Here is a 14,191-nt window from a genome sequence, read left to right as displayed (position 1 = left end):
CGCATATTTTTCTTGCAAAGTTGGATTGAGCTGGCTAGATTAGCCAGCCAATCTTTTGTTAGTTGCTGCAGCATCTTTTGAGTATCCTGAAAACGGGCTTTTCAGACTGGTGCTGTTGTATATGAATTATAGGAGTGCATAGTGGCCCGTATAGCAGGCATTAACATTCCTGATCATAAACATACCGTTATCGCATTAACCGCGATTTTTGGTGTCGGCAAAACCCGTTCTCAGGCCATCTGCGCCGCAACGGGCATTGCTGAAAATGTTAAGATCAGTGAGCTGTCTGAAGAGCAAATCGATAAGCTGCGTGACGAAGTTGCCAAATACACTGTAGAAGGTGATCTGCGTCGTGAAGTTACCCTGAGCATCAAGCGTCTGATGGACCTTGGTACTTATCGTGGTTTGCGTCATCGTCGTGGTCTGCCGGTTCGCGGTCAGCGCACCAAGACCAACGCTCGTACCCGTAAGGGTCCGCGCAAACCGATCAAGAAATAATCGGGGTGATTGAATAATGGCAAAGGCACCTATTCGTGCACGCAAGCGTGTAAGAAAGCAAGTCTCTGACGGTGTGGCTCATATCCATGCTTCTTTCAACAACACCATTGTGACTATTACCGATCGTCAAGGTAACGCTTTGGGTTGGGCAACAGCCGGTGGTTCCGGTTTCCGTGGTTCTCGTAAATCTACTCCGTTCGCGGCTCAGGTTGCAGCAGAGCGCTGTGCAGAAGCAGTGAAAGAGTACGGTATTAAGAATCTGGAAGTTATGGTTAAAGGACCTGGTCCGGGCCGTGAGTCTACTATCCGCGCATTGAACGCGGCTGGTTTCCGCATCACGAACATTACTGATGTGACTCCGATCCCTCATAACGGTTGTCGTCCGCCGAAAAAACGTCGCGTATAACGCGGTCGTTTTCTAGGATTGTTGGAGAAATAAAATGGCAAGATATTTGGGTCCTAAGCTCAAGCTGAGCCGTCGTGAGGGCACCGACCTGTTCCTGAAGTCTGGTGTTCGTGCGATCGATTCCAAGTGTAAAATTGAACAGGCACCTGGCCAGCACGGCGCGCGTAAACCGCGTCTGTCTGACTACGGTGTGCAGTTGCGTGAAAAGCAAAAAGTTCGTCGTATTTACGGTGTTCTGGAGCGTCAATTCCGTAACTATTATAAAGAAGCAGCCCGTCTGAAAGGCAACACAGGTGCAAACCTGCTGCAACTGCTGGAAGGCCGTCTGGACAACGTTGTTTACCGTATGGGCTTTGGCGCCACGCGTGCGGAAGCACGTCAGCTGGTGAGCCACAAAGCTGTCATGGTAAATGGCCGCGTTGTTAACATCGCTTCTTATCAGGTATCTCCGAATGACGTAGTCAGCATCCGTGAGAAAGCGAAAAAGCAATCTCGCGTTAAAGCCGCTCTGGAGCTGGCTGAGCAGCGTGAAAAGCCGACTTGGCTGGAAGTTGATGCTGCTAAGATGGAAGGCGTGTTCAAGCGTATGCCTGAGCGTACCGATCTGTCTGCGGACATTAACGAACACCTGATCGTCGAGCTTTACTCCAAGTAAAGCTTAGTACCAAAGAGAGGACACAATGCAGGGTTCTGTGACAGAGTTTCTAAAACCGCGCCTGGTAGATATCGAGCAACTGAGTTCGACGCACGCCAAGGTGACCCTTGAGCCGTTAGAGCGTGGCTTCGGCCATACTCTGGGTAACGCACTGCGCCGTATTCTGCTTTCATCAATGCCGGGTTGCGCGGTGACCGAGGTTGAGATTGATGGTGTACTGCATGAGTACAGCACCAAAGAGGGCGTTCAGGAAGATATCCTGGAAATCCTGCTCAACCTGAAAGGGCTGGCGGTGAAAGTTCAAGGAAAAGATGAAGTTATTCTTACCCTGAATAAGTCTGGCATTGGCCCTGTGACTGCAGCCGACATCACCCATGATGGTGATGTCGAAATCGTCAAGCCGCAGCATGTGATCTGCCATCTGACTGATGAAAATGCATCTATTAGCATGCGTATCAAAGTTCAGCGTGGCCGCGGTTATGTGCCGGCTTCTGCCCGAATTCATTCGGAAGAAGATGAGCGCCCGATCGGCCGTCTGCTTGTCGACGCCTGCTACAGCCCTGTAGAGCGAATTGCCTACAATGTTGAAGCAGCGCGTGTTGAACAGCGTACCGACCTGGACAAGCTGGTAATCGAGATGGAAACCAACGGCACGATTGATCCGGAAGAATCAATCCGTCGTGCGGCGACTATCCTGGCTGAACAACTGGAAGCTTTCGTTGACCTGCGTGACGTACGTCAGCCGGAAGTGAAAGAAGAGAAGCCGGAGTTTGATCCGATTCTGCTGCGCCCTGTTGACGATCTGGAATTGACTGTCCGCTCTGCGAACTGCCTCAAGGCAGAAGCTATCCACTACATCGGTGATCTGGTACAGCGTACCGAGGTTGAGTTGCTGAAAACGCCGAACCTGGGTAAAAAATCTCTTACCGAGATTAAAGACGTGCTGGCCTCACGTGGTCTGTCTCTGGGCATGCGCCTGGAAAACTGGCCGCCGGCAAGCATTGCTGACGAGTAACCGGATCACAGGTTAAGGTTTTACTGAGAAGGATAAGGTCATGCGCCATCGTAAGAGTGGTCGTCAACTGAACCGTAATAGCAGCCATCGCCAAGCTATGTTCCGTAACATGGCCGGCTCTTTGGTTCGTCATGAAATCATCAAGACGACCCTGCCGAAAGCGAAAGAGCTGCGTCGCGTGGTTGAGCCGCTGATTACTCTTGCCAAGACCGACAGCGTTGCTAATCGTCGTCTGGCATTCGCCCGTACTCGTGATAACGAGATCGTGGCAAAACTGTTTAACGAGCTGGGCCCGCGTTTCGCGAGCCGTGCCGGTGGTTACACTCGTATTCTGAAGTGTGGCTTCCGCGCAGGCGACAACGCGCCGATGGCATACATCGAGCTGGTTGATCGTGCTGAGTCTCAAGCAGAAGTAGCAACTGCGGAGTAATCCGTACGTTGCTTGAAAAAACCGGGCTTAGGCCCGGTTTTTTTATGCCTGCGATAAGAGGAACACTTTATTTTATCTCTTGCAGCTCTTAAGCTGGCCCGGAAGTAGCCGGGAAATTCGGAGGAAACGTGTGGCTGATTGACGAATGGGCCGAAAGGCACATTAGCGAGGCACAGAAGCGTGGCGATTTTGATTCTCTGCCGGGCAGCGGCGAGCCTTTGAATCTGGATGATGACAGCCATGTTCCTCCGGAGCTGAGGGCGGGTTATCGTTTGCTGAAAAATGCCGGTTGTCTTCCGCCTGAGCTGGAGCAACGTAAAGAAGCTGTCACCATCAGCAATATGCTGCGTTATTTATCTCCTGATCATCCGGATTTTATGGTGCTGAGTGGTCGCCTGGCGTTACTGGCGTTTCGCTTGCAGCAAGCCGGAATGGATACCACGTTTTTAAGCCGGGACTATGCCAGCGCTCTTAGCGGGCGTTTTGCTGATCAAGGTAAGGAAGGTAAGGAAGGTAAGGAAGGTAAGGAAGGTAAGGAAGGTAAGGAAGGTAAGGAAGGTAAGGAAGGTAAGGAAGGTAAGGAATGATGTATCGCATAGGACAACTTGCCAAGCTTGTTGATGTTACGCCTGATACGATCCGCTACTACGAGAAGCAAGGGATGATGGGGCATGATGTGCGTAGCGAAGGCGGGTTTCGCCTTTACAACGAGCAGGATCTGCAGCGACTGCGTTTCATCCGTTATGCCAAGCAGCTTGGCTTTACGCTTGAGGCTATCCGCGAGTTACTCTCTATACGCGTTGATCCTGAGCATCATACCTGTGAGGAGTCAAAATCTATAGTAGACGCCAGGCTGGCCGAGGTGGAAAATAAGCTCCGGGAACTGGCGCGGATGCGTGATTCTCTCAAACGGCTGAGTGATGCCTGTTGTGGTAAGGCTCATGCCAGTACATATTGTTCCATTCTGGAGACCCTGGAGCAGGGGGCTGCAGAAAAGTTGTCGCATATTGATTTACGCGGCCATCTAAATAAAAAACCATATTGAGAAGAGGTTTACTATGGCGAAATATCGTCACACAAAGGGGCAGATTGCTGATAATGCACTGCATGCTCTGTTGCATGACCCGTTATTTAAACAGCGGGTTGAAAAGAACGTGAAAGGCAAAGGCAGCTATCGTCGCAAAGAGAAACATGGCAAATCGGGCGGCTGGGAGGCCGGACATAAGCGTCATTGCGATGGTGTTTATGTCCGTTCTTCCTTCGCTTTCTGTTATTAAAAAAAGCCGCTGCAGCGGCTTTTTTTAATGTAGGCATTCAGAGTTTTCTATTTCTTCTCTTTCAGCAAATCACGAATTTCCGTCAACAGTTTTTCTTCGGCCGTCGGCTCCGGCGGTGCTGCGGGTTTTTCTTCTTGATTACGACGCAGCTTGTTCATCAACTTGATGGCGAGGAAAATAGCAAAGGCGACGATGATAAAATCAAAAATATTCTGAATAAACTGACCGTAGTTCATCACTACTGCGGGCACTTCGCCTTGCGCTGCGCGCAAAATCCAGTGGAACTGTTTGAAGTCCACCCCACCAATCAGCAGTCCCAGAGGGGGCATAATAATATCGGCAACCAATGAGGAAACAATCTTTCCGAACGCGGCGCCGATAATAACACCCACTGCCAGATCGACGACGTTGCCACGCATGGCAAACTCACGAAATTCTTTTAAAAAGCTCATTGTCCACTCTCCTTGAAAAAGTAATATAACAAGTTTAACCAAAGCTTATATTATTTGCCAAAAGCAGATGCCGTTAAAGAGCCATTTTGCAGGCAAGGAAATTGACGTATGAAAATAAGGGTTATCGTCATAATGCCCTGTTGAAGGACATTATGACGTAAATGTGATGGCTTACAGGAAGAAAGGACTGGGCTGGAACAGGCGTTCAACGTCAGTAATAAATTTCTTGTCTGTTAAAAACATGATGACATGATCGCCTTGTTCAATACCGGATTCGCCATTAGCAATAATGACCTCGTCTCCGCGAACGATCGCACCGATAGTCGTGCCGGGAGGCAGTTTGATCTCCTCCACTTTGCGACCCACAACTTTTGACGTGCTCTCGTCACCATGAGCAATAGCTTCTATTGCTTCCGCAACGCCGCGGCGTAATGAAGAGACGCTGACGATATCCGCTTTACGCACGTGCCCCAGCAAGGCGGAAATCGTGGCCTGCTGTGGCGAAATAGCGATATCAATCACGCCGCCCTGAACCAAGTCGACATAGGCGCTGCGCTGAATCAGCACCATCGCTTTTTTGGCGCCGAGCCGCTTGGCCAGCATGGCGGACATAATGTTGGCTTCATCGTCGTTGGTTAGCGCGATAAACACATCGACCTGCTCAATGTGCTCCTCCGTAAGCAGCTCTTGATCGGATGCATCGCCGTAGAAGACGATCGTGTTGTGCAGCTTTTCCGCCAGCTCTGCTGCCCGCTGTTGGTTACGTTCAATCAATTTGACGCTGTAATCCTTTTCCAGCCTCTGCGCCAGTCCGGCGCCTACGTTGCCGCCTCCAACAATCATGATGCGTTTATAGGGCTTTTCCAGCCTCTGCAGCTCGCTCATCACTGCCCGGATATGCTGTGAAGCGGCAACGAAAAAGACTTCATCGCCGGCTTCGATAACGGTAGAGCCCTGGGGGCGGATCGGCCGGTCCTGCCGGAAAATAGCGGCTACCCGGGTGTCGATATGCGGCATGTGCTCTTTCAGGGAAGAGAGCGCATTACCGACCAGCGGGCCGCCATAGTAAGCTTTCACTGCGGCCAGGCTGACTTTCCCTTCGGCAAAGTTCACTACCTGCAAGGCTCCGGGATATTCAATCAGGCGGTAAACATAGTCGGTGACCAGTTTTTCCGGCGAAATCAGGTGGTCAATAGGCACGGCTTCCGCGTTAAACAGCCGGTCTTCTTCGCGCAGATAATCGGTAGCGCGGATACGGGCGATGCGGTTGGGCGTATTGAACAGCGTATAGGCAACCTGACAGGCGACCATGTTCGTTTCGTCGGAGCTGGTGACGGCAACCAACATGTCCGCGTCATCCGCGCCTGCATCGCGCAATACTCTTGGATGTGAGCCGTGGCCCTGTACGACCCTCAGGTCGAATTGATCCTGTAGCTGGCGTAAACGTGCGCCGTTGGTATCGACAAGGGTGATGTCGTTATTTTCGCCGACTAAATTTTCCGCTAACGTGCCGCCGACCTGGCCGGCTCCGAGGATGATGATTTTCATAATGTTTCCTGGCTGTTGCCCGCGCCTTTCGGACGCATCGTTCAGACCTTAATCAGCTTAGCGTAAAAGAAGCCGTCTCCCTGCTGGGGAGCGGGTAAATTTTGCAGCCCCGGATGCGCCGGCGTGCCCGTGTCTTCCAGTTTGGCATCCGGCGTGGATGCAAGAAACTGCGCAATTTGCAGCGCATTTTCCTCCGGCAGAACGGAACAGGTAGCGTAGACCATCGTTCCACCCGACTTCAGCCGGGGCCAAACGGCCTGCAGAATCTCCCGCTGTAAGGCGGCAAGCTCAGCGATATCGGCATCGCGCCGCAGCCATTTGATATCAGGATGACGGCGGATAACGCCGGTAGCCGAACAAGGCGCATCCAGCAGAATGCGATCAAACTGACGCTCTCCGGCCCAGGCGTGCGGATCACGCCCATCGCCGCAACGTACTTCAGCCTGTTGCGAAAGACGATGCAGGTTTTCCCGCACGCGGGCAAGCCTTCCTTCGTCGATATCCACGGCCAGCACCTGTGCTTTGGGCGCAGCTTCCAGGATATGCGTCGTTTTTCCGCCCGGCGCGCAGCAGAGGTCAAGGATTACGTCATGATCTTCAGGTGCCAGGAGGTCGACGCAGTGCTGGGCGCTGGCGTCCTGGACCGTAACCCAACCCTGATCAAAGCCGGGAAGTTGCTGTACGCCGAGCGGCGTTTCCAGCCGGATGGCATCCGGGTAAGTTTCGTGGGGAAACGCCGTGATGCCCGCTTCTGCTAAAAGCGAAAGGTAATCGGCCCGGCTGTGGTGATTACGGTTAACGCGCAGCCACATCGGTGGTTTTTGGTTATTGGCCTCGATGATTTCCCGCCATTGTTCGGGATAAGCATGTTGCAGACGCTTGAGCAACCACTCCGGGTGCAACAGATGGTTGCGGACATTCTGCACCCGTTGCAGCAGATCGTCCTGCTGCCGCTGAAACTGACGCAGCACGCCGTTAATCAATCCCTTCAGCTGTGGCTTTTTCAGGGCAACCGCGCCGTTGACAGTTTCCGCCAGAGCGGCATGGGGAGGGATTCGGGTATAGACCAGTTGATAGATGCCCACCATCAGCAGGTAATGCAGAGGACGCTGCTTGCCCGTCATCACTTTTGCCATCAGTTGCTGAATGCACCATTCCAGCAAAGGAAGCGTTCTCAGCACCCCGAAACTTAACTCCTGGAGCAAGGGCTTATCTTTATCGCTGAGTGAACGATTAAGTTCAGGAAGTACGTTGCTCAGGGACTGCCCCTGATCCAGAACTTGGTAAATGGCTTTGGCGGCGATCGCCCGAACGTTATAGGGAGCGTTTTTCATGGCGTATGGATGCTGATTGCGTCAGACAAAAATAATATGAGGGGGAGTGTACCGCGAACCGGGAGGTTGAGAGAAGCGGTGCGCACCATACCGGGACGCACCGCGGAGCGTTTAGTCCAGCAGATTACCCGGCGTAAACCATTCGCGGCGGGAGTTCAGCAAGTCCTGCGCCAGCATGCTTTTTTTGCCTGCGGGTTGCAGCCGGGTCATCAACAGTGCGCCTTCTCCTGTTGCGACGGCGATACCATGTTTGTCTGCGCTAAGCAGAGTGCCCGGCTGTTTTCCTCCGTTATCTGCGAGGACCTGAGCCTGCCACACTTTTACCGGCTGTTCGTCGATAACAAAATAACTCACGGGCCAGGGGTTGAACGCGCGAATACAGCGTTCCAATTGTGAGGCCGAAAGCGTCCAGTCCAGGCGGGCTTCTTCTTTACTCAGCTTTTCTGCGTAAGTTACCTGCGCTTCGTCCTGGGTTTCCGGTGCCGCCGTACCATCGGCAAGCTGAGTCAGGGTTGCGAGCAGCCCCTGAGGCCCCAGTTCGGCCAGTTTATCGTAGAGCGTGGCGCTGGTGTCTTCCGCGGTAATGTCGCAGGATACTTTATGTAGCATGTCGCCGGTGTCCAGCCCCACGTCCATCTGCATGATAGTCACGCCGGTTTCCCGATCGCCGGCCCACAGGGCGCGCTGAATCGGCGCTGCGCCGCGCCAGCGGGGCAACAGTGAGCCGTGCACGTTAATGCAGCCCAGGCGGGGCATGCTGAGCACCGTTTTGGGCAGGATCAGGCCGTAGGCCACCACGACCATAACGTCCGCTTCCAGCGCGGCCACCAACGCCTGATTCTCTTCCGGGCGCAGCGATGCCGGCTGAAATACCGGCAGGCCGTGTTGTTCCGCCAAGACCTTTACCGGGCTGGGCGTGAGCTTGTTTCCCCTGCCGGCAGGGCGGTCCGGCTGGGTAAATACGCCAATGACCTGATGTTCAGATGAAAGAAGCGCGTCAAGATGACGCGCGGCGAAGTCGGGGGTTCCGGCAAAAATAATGCGTAGCGGTTTGGACACTGTGAATTCCTTTAATCAGCGGGCTGGCTGCCGTGAATCTCTTTCCTGCTGCTTATAGAGCTTTTCCAGCTTCTGGCGGATGCGCTGACGTTTCAGCGGTGACAGGTAGTCGACAAACAGTTTTCCAATGAGATGGTCCATCTCATGCTGAATACAAATCGCCAGCAGGTCATCCGCTTCCAGTTCGAAGGTTTTGCCTTCACGGTCAAGGGCGCGAACTTTCACTCTTTCCGCACGGGGAACCAGCGCCCGGTGTTCAGGAACGGACAAACAGCCTTCTTCAATGCCGGTTTCACCGTCGCTTTCCAGCAATTCCGGATTAATCAGCACCAGACGCTGATCGCGGGTTTCAGAGACGTCGATAACGATAATGCGTTGATGGACATCCACCTGCGTGGCGGCCAGACCGATCCCTTCCTCAGCGTACATCGTGTCAAACATGTCATCGACGATTTGCTGAATTTCGGGGGTAACTTCTGCAACGGGTTGCGCTTTGGTGCGCAAGCGCTCATCGGGAAAATGTAATACCTGCAATACAGCCATAAATGTTTTCGATCGCGTTCCGGGTTAATAAATGATTTTCACTCTCTATTCTAGACAGTTCCTGGGCTGATTGACAGTATTGTCTACCTATCGAACAAATCGGCGCAGGCCGGGGGATACCGTGTTTTATGGAGTGGCAGGAAGCCTGGTTGTGCGCATTAATGGTGAAGGGGCTGACGCGGAAAAATCGCGCTATCGTTGCTCAGCAACTGATGTCCGGGGTTGATGGCGCAACGATTGAGGCCGCGATGACGCCTGAACAGGCCGCCAGCTTCCGCACCGTTGATGCCGACACGTTGGCACGTAGTCTGGCGTGGCTTTCCCGGCCGGGTAATCATCTCTTGCCGTATGATTCACCGGGCTATCCTTTTTTGCTTAATGAGATTAATTCAGCGCCGGCAGCGTTGTTTGTGCGCGGTAATCCGGACTGTTTGTCTGAAACGCAGTTGGCGATGGTCGGAAGCCGCAAATACAGCGCATATGGCGAACAATGGGCTGCTTATTTTGCCTCCGAGCTTTCCGCCGCAGGTTTGGTTATTACCAGCGGCCTGGCGCTGGGGATTGACGGCGTTTGCCACCGGGGCTGTCTCAGTGCCGGCGGCGTGACGATCGGAGTGCTCGGCAGCGGCATTGCGTGTTTGCATCCTGCCAGTCACCGGCCGCTTGCTGAACGCATCGTCGAACAGGGCGGCGCATTGGTTTCCGAATTTCTGCCTTACGAGCGTGCCAGGCCGGAATATTTTCCCCGCCGTAACCGGATTATCAGCGGACTGAGCCGGGGTGTCCTGGTTGTGGAAGCCACGCGCAAAAGCGGATCGCTGATTACGGCGCGTTATGCCCTGGAACAGGGACGTGAAGTTTTTGCGCTTCCCGGTGGTTTGGATCGTCCTGAAAGCGAGGGAACACACTGGCTGATTCAGCAAGGCGCTTACCTTGTGTCGACGCCTGCGGACGTGATAGAGCAACTCTCAGGTTCATTATGCTGGCTTCCCGTTGCCGACCCGCAAAAAGAAGAAATTATTTCCGCACACGAAGAGGTTACGCGATTGCCATTTGCCCATGTGTTGGCTAACGTAGGAGATGAAGTCGTATCAATAGACATCGTCGCCGAACGCGTTGGTCAATCGATTCCTGAAGTGGCGGTTGCCTTGCTGGATCTGGAATTAAACGGTTTGATTGAGGTGGTTTCCGGTGGTTATGTCCGAGTCAGGAGGGCAGGCCATGTTCGACGTTCTAATGTACCTGTTTGAAACCTATATTCATACAGAATCGGGGATGCGTGTCGATCAGGATAAGCTAACGGATGATCTGACCCGCGCAGGATTTGATCGAGCAGACATTTTTAATGCCCTTAATTGGCTAGAAAAACTGGCGATGTTGCAGGATGTCGACGTCCCGTCTTATTTGACGGGGGCGGATCCTCAGGCATTGCGGGTTTACACGGAAGATGAATGCGTACGCCTGGACAGCGAATGCCGTGGATTCCTGCTGTTTCTGGAACAAATTCAGTTGCTGACGCCTGAAGTCCGCGAGATGGCTATCGAGCGGGTGATGGCGCTGGATACGCCGGAATTTGATCTGGATGATCTAAAGTGGGTGGTGCTGATGGTGTTGTTCAATATTCCGGGGCATGAGAATGCCTACGAGCAGATGGAAGAACTTTTGTTTGAGGTTAACGAAGGCTACCTGCATTAATGGCGGGAAGGATAAAAGAAGCCGGTATGAGCAACAGCAGCACGTTATTTGCGACAAAAAACACCGAAACATGCCCGGAATGCGGGGCCGAACTGGTGATCCGGAGTGGTCGCCACGGCCCGTTTCTCGGCTGCAGCCGTTACCCTGAGTGTCAGTATATCCGCCCGTTGCGGGCGCAGTCTGATGGCCATATCGTCAAAGTGCTGGACAGGCAGCTTTGTCCGGAATGCGGCGCGACGCTGGTACTGCGTCAGGGGCGCTATGGCATGTTTATCGGATGCAGTGAATACCCGGCGTGCACCCACACGGAGCTGATCGATAAACCGGATGAAACGGCAATAACCTGCCCGCAGTGCCAACAGGGAAAGCTGTTACAGCGTAAGTCGCGCTATGGGAAAACGTTTCATGCCTGCGATCGCTATCCCGAGTGCCAGTTTACCATTAACCTTAAACCGGTCGCCGGTACGTGCGTTATCTGCCAATATCCTCTTTTAGTTGAGAAACGGACAGCTCAGGGTATGAAACTATTCTGCGCCAGCAAGTTGTGCGGCAAGCCGGTTGCAGAATCCGAATAAACCGTTATTGAGTCACTATGTCCATACAGAACAATTCTTCATTGGCGCAGGCGATTACAGCGCTGCGCGACGGGCGGGTTATTGCGTATCCCACTGAGGCCGTATTCGGTTTAGGCTGCGATCCCGACAGCGAAAACGCGGTGCAATCATTATTGCAGCTCAAGCAGCGTTCCTGGGAAAAAGGTCTGATCCTGATCGCCGCTGATTTCGAACAGTTAAAACCCTACGTTGATGATTCCACGTTATCGCAAGCCCGTAAGGCGGAAGTCTTTGCCTGCTGGCCCGGCCCGGTTACCTGGGTATTTCCTGCCAGAAGCAGTACGCCGAAGTGGCTGACCGGCAAATTTTCAACGCTGGCGGTGCGCGTCAGCGATCATCCTCTGGTGCGTCGTTTGTGCCTTGAGTACGGTAAACCCGTGGTTTCTACCAGTGCGAATCTCAGCGGCTTGCCGCCGTGCCGCAGCGTCAGTGAGGTAAAGGCGCAGTTCGGCGCCGGATTCCCGGTTGCAGAAGGTGAGGTCGGAGGAAGGCTGAATCCATCGGAAATCCGGGATGCCGCCACGGGGCAACTTTTCAGACAAGGGTAAGGTCAGGCAGGGATATGAAGCAATTCGTCGTTTTTGGTAATCCGATAAAACACAGCAAGTCTCCCCGGATCCATGCATTATTTTCCGAACAAACCGGTCTGGCGCTGACCTACCGGACAATGTTGGCGCCGCATGATGCTTTTGAGCAGGCAGTGACTGAGTTTTTCAGCGCGGGAGGCGCCGGGGCCAATGTGACGACGCCGTTTAAAGAGCGTGCTTACCAGATGGCGGACGAGTTGACGGAACGCGCCGGACTTGCGGGTGCCGTGAATACGCTGAAATGGCTGGATGATGGCCGGTTGTTGGGTGATAACACCGACGGCGTTGGTTTACTGAGTGATTTAGAGCGCCTGGGCATGATAACACCCGGTAAACGGGTGCTGCTGGTGGGCGCCGGCGGCGCGGCGCGGGGAGCTATCCATCCTCTGTTGTCGCTTGATTGCCCGGTAACGATCGTCAATCGCACGCCGGAGCGTGCCAGGCAATTGGTTGACGTGTTTCAGCATGCCGGGGATATCCGGGCGCTGACGTTCGAACAATTATCTGACGCTCAATTCGATTTAGTGATCAACGCCACGGCTTCCGGGTTACAAGGGGAGATCCCGGCCCTTCCGGATTCGGTGGTGAACGGCAGCGTCGCCTGCTATGACATGTTTTATCAGCAAGGGCTGACGCCGTTTCTTGACTGGGCATTGCAGCGGCAGGCCGGTCAGTTGGCTGATGGCTTTGGTATGCTGGTGGGGCAGGCGGCTCACGCTTTTGCGCTGTGGCATGGTGTAATGCCGGAGATAGCTCCGGTATTGGCTGTATTACGCGAAGAAGCGGCGTTATGAACCAGGCTATCCAGTTTCCCGATCGCCGGCACTGGGATGAAGAACGGCAAGCCGTTTGTTTTCCGGCGTTGGTAAACGGGTTTCAGGTACAGTGCGCCGTGACGCTGAGATATCTTACCGTCCTGAAAGAGGGCGCGGATCCGCTGACGATCTTCGATGATATGCGCTGGGATCTTGAAGATCTGACCGAGCAGCGGATCCTTGCCGAAGACTACGATGCGTCAGGTTGGATCTGGCTTGACGTATCCGCCAGATAATCATTCTTCCATTTCACATAGTTATTGGCTGAATAAAGTAATCCCTCCCGCTCTTCGGGTGTCAGGGGTCTGATCTGCCGGGCCGGGCTGCCAAAGTAGAGATAGCCGCTGACCAGACGTTTACCGGGTGATACCAGGCTTCCGGCGCCGATAATCACGTCATCTTCAACAACTGCGCCGTCAAGCACGACGCTGCTCATACCGACCAGAACGCGGTTGCCGATGCTGCAACCATGCAGCATGGCTTTGTGGCCCACGGTCACGTCCTCGCCGATGAGGGTGGGGAAACCGTCCGGGTTCTCCGTGGTTTTATGCGTAACGTGGATCACTGTCCCGTCCTGAATATTGGTACGGGCGCCGATCGCAATGAAGTTAACATCACCACGGATGGCAACCAGCGGCCAGATACTGACATCATCGGCCAGCGTTACGTCACCAATAACCACGCTGGAAGGGTCCACGAATGTGGATGAGGCGACTTGCGGAAAGGAAGAGCGGTAAGCCCGGAGCGACTGAGACATATAAAACACTCGTTTAAAGATAGATGCAGGCCTTCATACTAATCACTGACGGCGGAAATTCAATCAATGTGCAGAGGGAAACGCAGCCGGATCGTTTAAGATCCAAACGCAAGGGCGGAAAAATAGGCGATCGAAATAAAAAGATCAAAAAGCAGTTGTCTGGCGGCACAAGATCCTTAATAATGCGCCTCCATCGAAACGGCACATGTGAACATCATCACAAAGCAAACGAATCGATGCTGACGAGAAAATCTCATAAAATGGGATTGACTCTGAAAGAGGAAAGCGTATTATACGCCACCTCGAGTTACGGCGAAGCCGGTGACTCAACGCTCTTTAACAATTTATCAGACAATCTGTGTGGGCACTCACAAGACATTGTATCCATGTCCCTTGGACATTAAACAAATTAAAAGTCTTGAAGAGTGAACAACAGTTAATTCATTACGAACTAACAGTAAGATTCTTTGAGCATCAAACTTTAATTGAAGAGTTTGATCATGGCT

The 14,191-nt window shown here is 53.3% G+C and carries 19 protein-coding genes and 1 pseudogene; 14 read left to right on the top strand and 6 right to left on the bottom strand.

The features are described from left to right. The first annotated feature begins 141 nt into the window (after positions 1-141). From rpsM to C8D90_RS20905, 8 genes and pseudogenes are all read left to right on the top strand, one after another. Complete coding sequence (gene rpsM / locus C8D90_RS20940) at positions 142-498, top strand: 30S ribosomal protein S13 (RefSeq protein ID WP_115460413.1); 357 nt, start codon at positions 142-144, stop codon at positions 496-498. Between the two features lie 16 nt (positions 499-514). Continuing rightward, positions 515-904 carry a 30S ribosomal protein S11 gene (gene rpsK / locus C8D90_RS20935; protein WP_002919257.1) on the top strand — a complete coding sequence of 130 codons (390 nt, stop codon included), beginning with the start codon at positions 515-517 and terminating at the stop codon, positions 902-904. Positions 905-938: 34 nt separating this feature from the next. Then, positions 939-1,559 carry a 30S ribosomal protein S4 gene (gene rpsD, locus C8D90_RS20930; RefSeq protein WP_115460412.1) on the top strand — a complete coding sequence of 207 codons (621 nt, stop codon included), beginning with the start codon at positions 939-941 and terminating at the stop codon, positions 1,557-1,559. 25 nt (positions 1,560-1,584) lie between these two features. Next, the gene (locus C8D90_RS20925) at positions 1,585-2,574 is read left to right on the top strand and encodes a DNA-directed RNA polymerase subunit alpha (RefSeq protein WP_115460411.1); all 990 of its coding nucleotides are present in this window, start codon (positions 1,585-1,587) and stop codon (positions 2,572-2,574) included. Positions 2,575-2,614: 40 nt separating this feature from the next. After that, the gene (gene rplQ / locus C8D90_RS20920) at positions 2,615-3,004 is read left to right on the top strand and encodes a 50S ribosomal protein L17 (protein WP_004929726.1); all 390 of its coding nucleotides are present in this window, start codon (positions 2,615-2,617) and stop codon (positions 3,002-3,004) included. 128 nt (positions 3,005-3,132) lie between these two features. Further along, positions 3,133-3,495: pseudogene (locus C8D90_RS20915) on the top strand (DnaJ family domain-containing protein); the annotation flags it as partial. A 95-nt stretch (positions 3,496-3,590) separates the two neighbouring features. Next, positions 3,591-4,049 (top strand): Zn(2+)-responsive transcriptional regulator, encoded by a 459-nt coding sequence (zntR, locus tag C8D90_RS20910; RefSeq protein WP_115460448.1) that lies wholly within the window; start codon positions 3,591-3,593, stop codon positions 4,047-4,049. Between the two features lie 13 nt (positions 4,050-4,062). Continuing rightward, positions 4,063-4,281, top strand: a complete 219-nt coding sequence (locus C8D90_RS20905; RefSeq protein WP_115460409.1) for an alternative ribosome-rescue factor A — start codon at positions 4,063-4,065, stop codon at positions 4,279-4,281. Between the two features lie 47 nt (positions 4,282-4,328). Here C8D90_RS20905 and mscL read toward each other — a convergent pair whose 3' ends face one another. The 5 genes from mscL to def all read right to left on the bottom strand — a co-directional run bounded on the left by mscL (position 4,329) and on the right by def (position 9,217). Then, positions 4,329-4,733, bottom strand: coding sequence for a large-conductance mechanosensitive channel protein MscL (mscL, locus tag C8D90_RS20900; protein ID WP_115460408.1), 405 nt, complete (start codon positions 4,731-4,733; stop codon positions 4,329-4,331). Positions 4,734-4,904: 171 nt separating this feature from the next. After that, entirely contained in the window at positions 4,905-6,281 is a 1,377-nt protein-coding gene (gene trkA, locus C8D90_RS20895) for a Trk system potassium transporter TrkA (RefSeq protein ID WP_115460407.1), read from the bottom strand. A 41-nt stretch (positions 6,282-6,322) separates the two neighbouring features. Then, positions 6,323-7,615 carry a 16S rRNA (cytosine(967)-C(5))-methyltransferase RsmB gene (rsmB, locus tag C8D90_RS20890; RefSeq protein ID WP_115460406.1) on the bottom strand — a complete coding sequence of 431 codons (1,293 nt, stop codon included), beginning with the start codon at positions 7,613-7,615 and terminating at the stop codon, positions 6,323-6,325. A gap of 111 nt (positions 7,616-7,726) precedes the next feature. Continuing rightward, positions 7,727-8,674, bottom strand: coding sequence for a methionyl-tRNA formyltransferase (fmt, locus tag C8D90_RS20885; RefSeq protein ID WP_115460405.1), 948 nt, complete (start codon positions 8,672-8,674; stop codon positions 7,727-7,729). Positions 8,675-8,689: 15 nt separating this feature from the next. Next, entirely contained in the window at positions 8,690-9,217 is a 528-nt protein-coding gene (def, locus tag C8D90_RS20880; RefSeq protein WP_115460404.1) for a peptide deformylase, read from the bottom strand. A 128-nt stretch (positions 9,218-9,345) separates the two neighbouring features. Here def and dprA point away from each other — a divergent pair, with 128 nt between their 5' ends. The 6 genes from dprA to C8D90_RS20850 are packed head-to-tail and all read left to right on the top strand — an operon-like array spanning position 9,346 to position 13,164. Continuing rightward, the gene (dprA, locus tag C8D90_RS20875; protein ID WP_115460403.1) at positions 9,346-10,467 is read left to right on the top strand and encodes a DNA-protecting protein DprA; all 1,122 of its coding nucleotides are present in this window, start codon (positions 9,346-9,348) and stop codon (positions 10,465-10,467) included. After that, the gene (locus tag C8D90_RS20870; RefSeq protein ID WP_115460402.1) at positions 10,439-10,912 is read left to right on the top strand and encodes a DUF494 family protein; all 474 of its coding nucleotides are present in this window, start codon (positions 10,439-10,441) and stop codon (positions 10,910-10,912) included. Before dprA ends, C8D90_RS20870 begins: the two co-directional genes overlap by 29 nt. Before the next feature lie 26 nt (positions 10,913-10,938). Then, positions 10,939-11,487 carry a DNA topoisomerase family protein gene (locus C8D90_RS20865; protein WP_115460401.1) on the top strand — a complete coding sequence of 183 codons (549 nt, stop codon included), beginning with the start codon at positions 10,939-10,941 and terminating at the stop codon, positions 11,485-11,487. A gap of 17 nt (positions 11,488-11,504) precedes the next feature. After that, positions 11,505-12,074 carry an L-threonylcarbamoyladenylate synthase type 1 TsaC gene (tsaC, locus tag C8D90_RS20860; protein WP_115460400.1) on the top strand — a complete coding sequence of 190 codons (570 nt, stop codon included), beginning with the start codon at positions 11,505-11,507 and terminating at the stop codon, positions 12,072-12,074. Positions 12,075-12,088: 14 nt separating this feature from the next. After that, positions 12,089-12,907 carry a shikimate dehydrogenase gene (gene aroE, locus C8D90_RS20855; RefSeq protein WP_115460399.1) on the top strand — a complete coding sequence of 273 codons (819 nt, stop codon included), beginning with the start codon at positions 12,089-12,091 and terminating at the stop codon, positions 12,905-12,907. Then, the gene (locus C8D90_RS20850; RefSeq protein ID WP_115460398.1) at positions 12,904-13,164 is read left to right on the top strand and encodes a DUF1488 family protein; all 261 of its coding nucleotides are present in this window, start codon (positions 12,904-12,906) and stop codon (positions 13,162-13,164) included. Before aroE ends, C8D90_RS20850 begins: the two co-directional genes overlap by 4 nt. Here the strand turns inward: C8D90_RS20850 and C8D90_RS20845 are convergent. After that, positions 13,119-13,685, bottom strand: a complete 567-nt coding sequence (locus tag C8D90_RS20845) for a gamma carbonic anhydrase family protein (protein ID WP_115460397.1) — start codon at positions 13,683-13,685, stop codon at positions 13,119-13,121. The two genes, C8D90_RS20850 and C8D90_RS20845, sit on opposite strands and share 46 nt — an antisense overlap. Between the last annotated feature and the right edge of the window lie 506 nt (positions 13,686-14,191).

Origin of the sequence: Enterobacillus tribolii (assembly GCF_003363015.1) — a bacterium.
Lineage (GTDB): Bacteria > Pseudomonadota > Gammaproteobacteria > Enterobacterales > Enterobacteriaceae > Enterobacillus > Enterobacillus tribolii.
This window is presented reverse-complemented; position numbering and strand designations above follow the sequence as displayed.

Bases quoted from the DNA above. Each gene is read 5' to 3' on its own strand.
- dprA (WP_115460403.1), top strand. From the start codon at position 9,346: ATGGAGTGGCAGGAAGCCTGGTTGTGCGCATTAATGGTGAAGGGGCTG.
- trkA (WP_115460407.1), bottom strand. From the start codon at position 6,281: ATGAAAATCATCATCCTCGGAGCCGGCCAGGTCGGCGGCACGTTAGCG.
- C8D90_RS20845 (WP_115460397.1), bottom strand. From the start codon at position 13,685: ATGTCTCAGTCGCTCCGGGCTTACCGCTCTTCCTTTCCGCAAGTCGCC.
- mscL (WP_115460408.1), bottom strand. From the start codon at position 4,733: ATGAGCTTTTTAAAAGAATTTCGTGAGTTTGCCATGCGTGGCAACGTC.
- rpsK (WP_002919257.1), top strand. From the start codon at position 515: ATGGCAAAGGCACCTATTCGTGCACGCAAGCGTGTAAGAAAGCAAGTC.
- zntR (WP_115460448.1), top strand. From the start codon at position 3,591: ATGTATCGCATAGGACAACTTGCCAAGCTTGTTGATGTTACGCCTGAT.
- rsmB (WP_115460406.1), bottom strand. From the start codon at position 7,615: ATGAAAAACGCTCCCTATAACGTTCGGGCGATCGCCGCCAAAGCCATT.
- C8D90_RS20850 (WP_115460398.1), top strand. From the start codon at position 12,904: ATGAACCAGGCTATCCAGTTTCCCGATCGCCGGCACTGGGATGAAGAA.
- aroE (WP_115460399.1), top strand. From the start codon at position 12,089: ATGAAGCAATTCGTCGTTTTTGGTAATCCGATAAAACACAGCAAGTCT.
- def (WP_115460404.1), bottom strand. From the start codon at position 9,217: ATGGCTGTATTGCAGGTATTACATTTTCCCGATGAGCGCTTGCGCACC.
- C8D90_RS20870 (WP_115460402.1), top strand. From the start codon at position 10,439: ATGTTCGACGTTCTAATGTACCTGTTTGAAACCTATATTCATACAGAA.
- C8D90_RS20865 (WP_115460401.1), top strand. From the start codon at position 10,939: ATGAGCAACAGCAGCACGTTATTTGCGACAAAAAACACCGAAACATGC.
- rpsD (WP_115460412.1), top strand. From the start codon at position 939: ATGGCAAGATATTTGGGTCCTAAGCTCAAGCTGAGCCGTCGTGAGGGC.
- C8D90_RS20905 (WP_115460409.1), top strand. From the start codon at position 4,063: ATGGCGAAATATCGTCACACAAAGGGGCAGATTGCTGATAATGCACTG.
- C8D90_RS20925 (WP_115460411.1), top strand. From the start codon at position 1,585: ATGCAGGGTTCTGTGACAGAGTTTCTAAAACCGCGCCTGGTAGATATC.
- tsaC (WP_115460400.1), top strand. From the start codon at position 11,505: ATGTCCATACAGAACAATTCTTCATTGGCGCAGGCGATTACAGCGCTG.
- rplQ (WP_004929726.1), top strand. From the start codon at position 2,615: ATGCGCCATCGTAAGAGTGGTCGTCAACTGAACCGTAATAGCAGCCAT.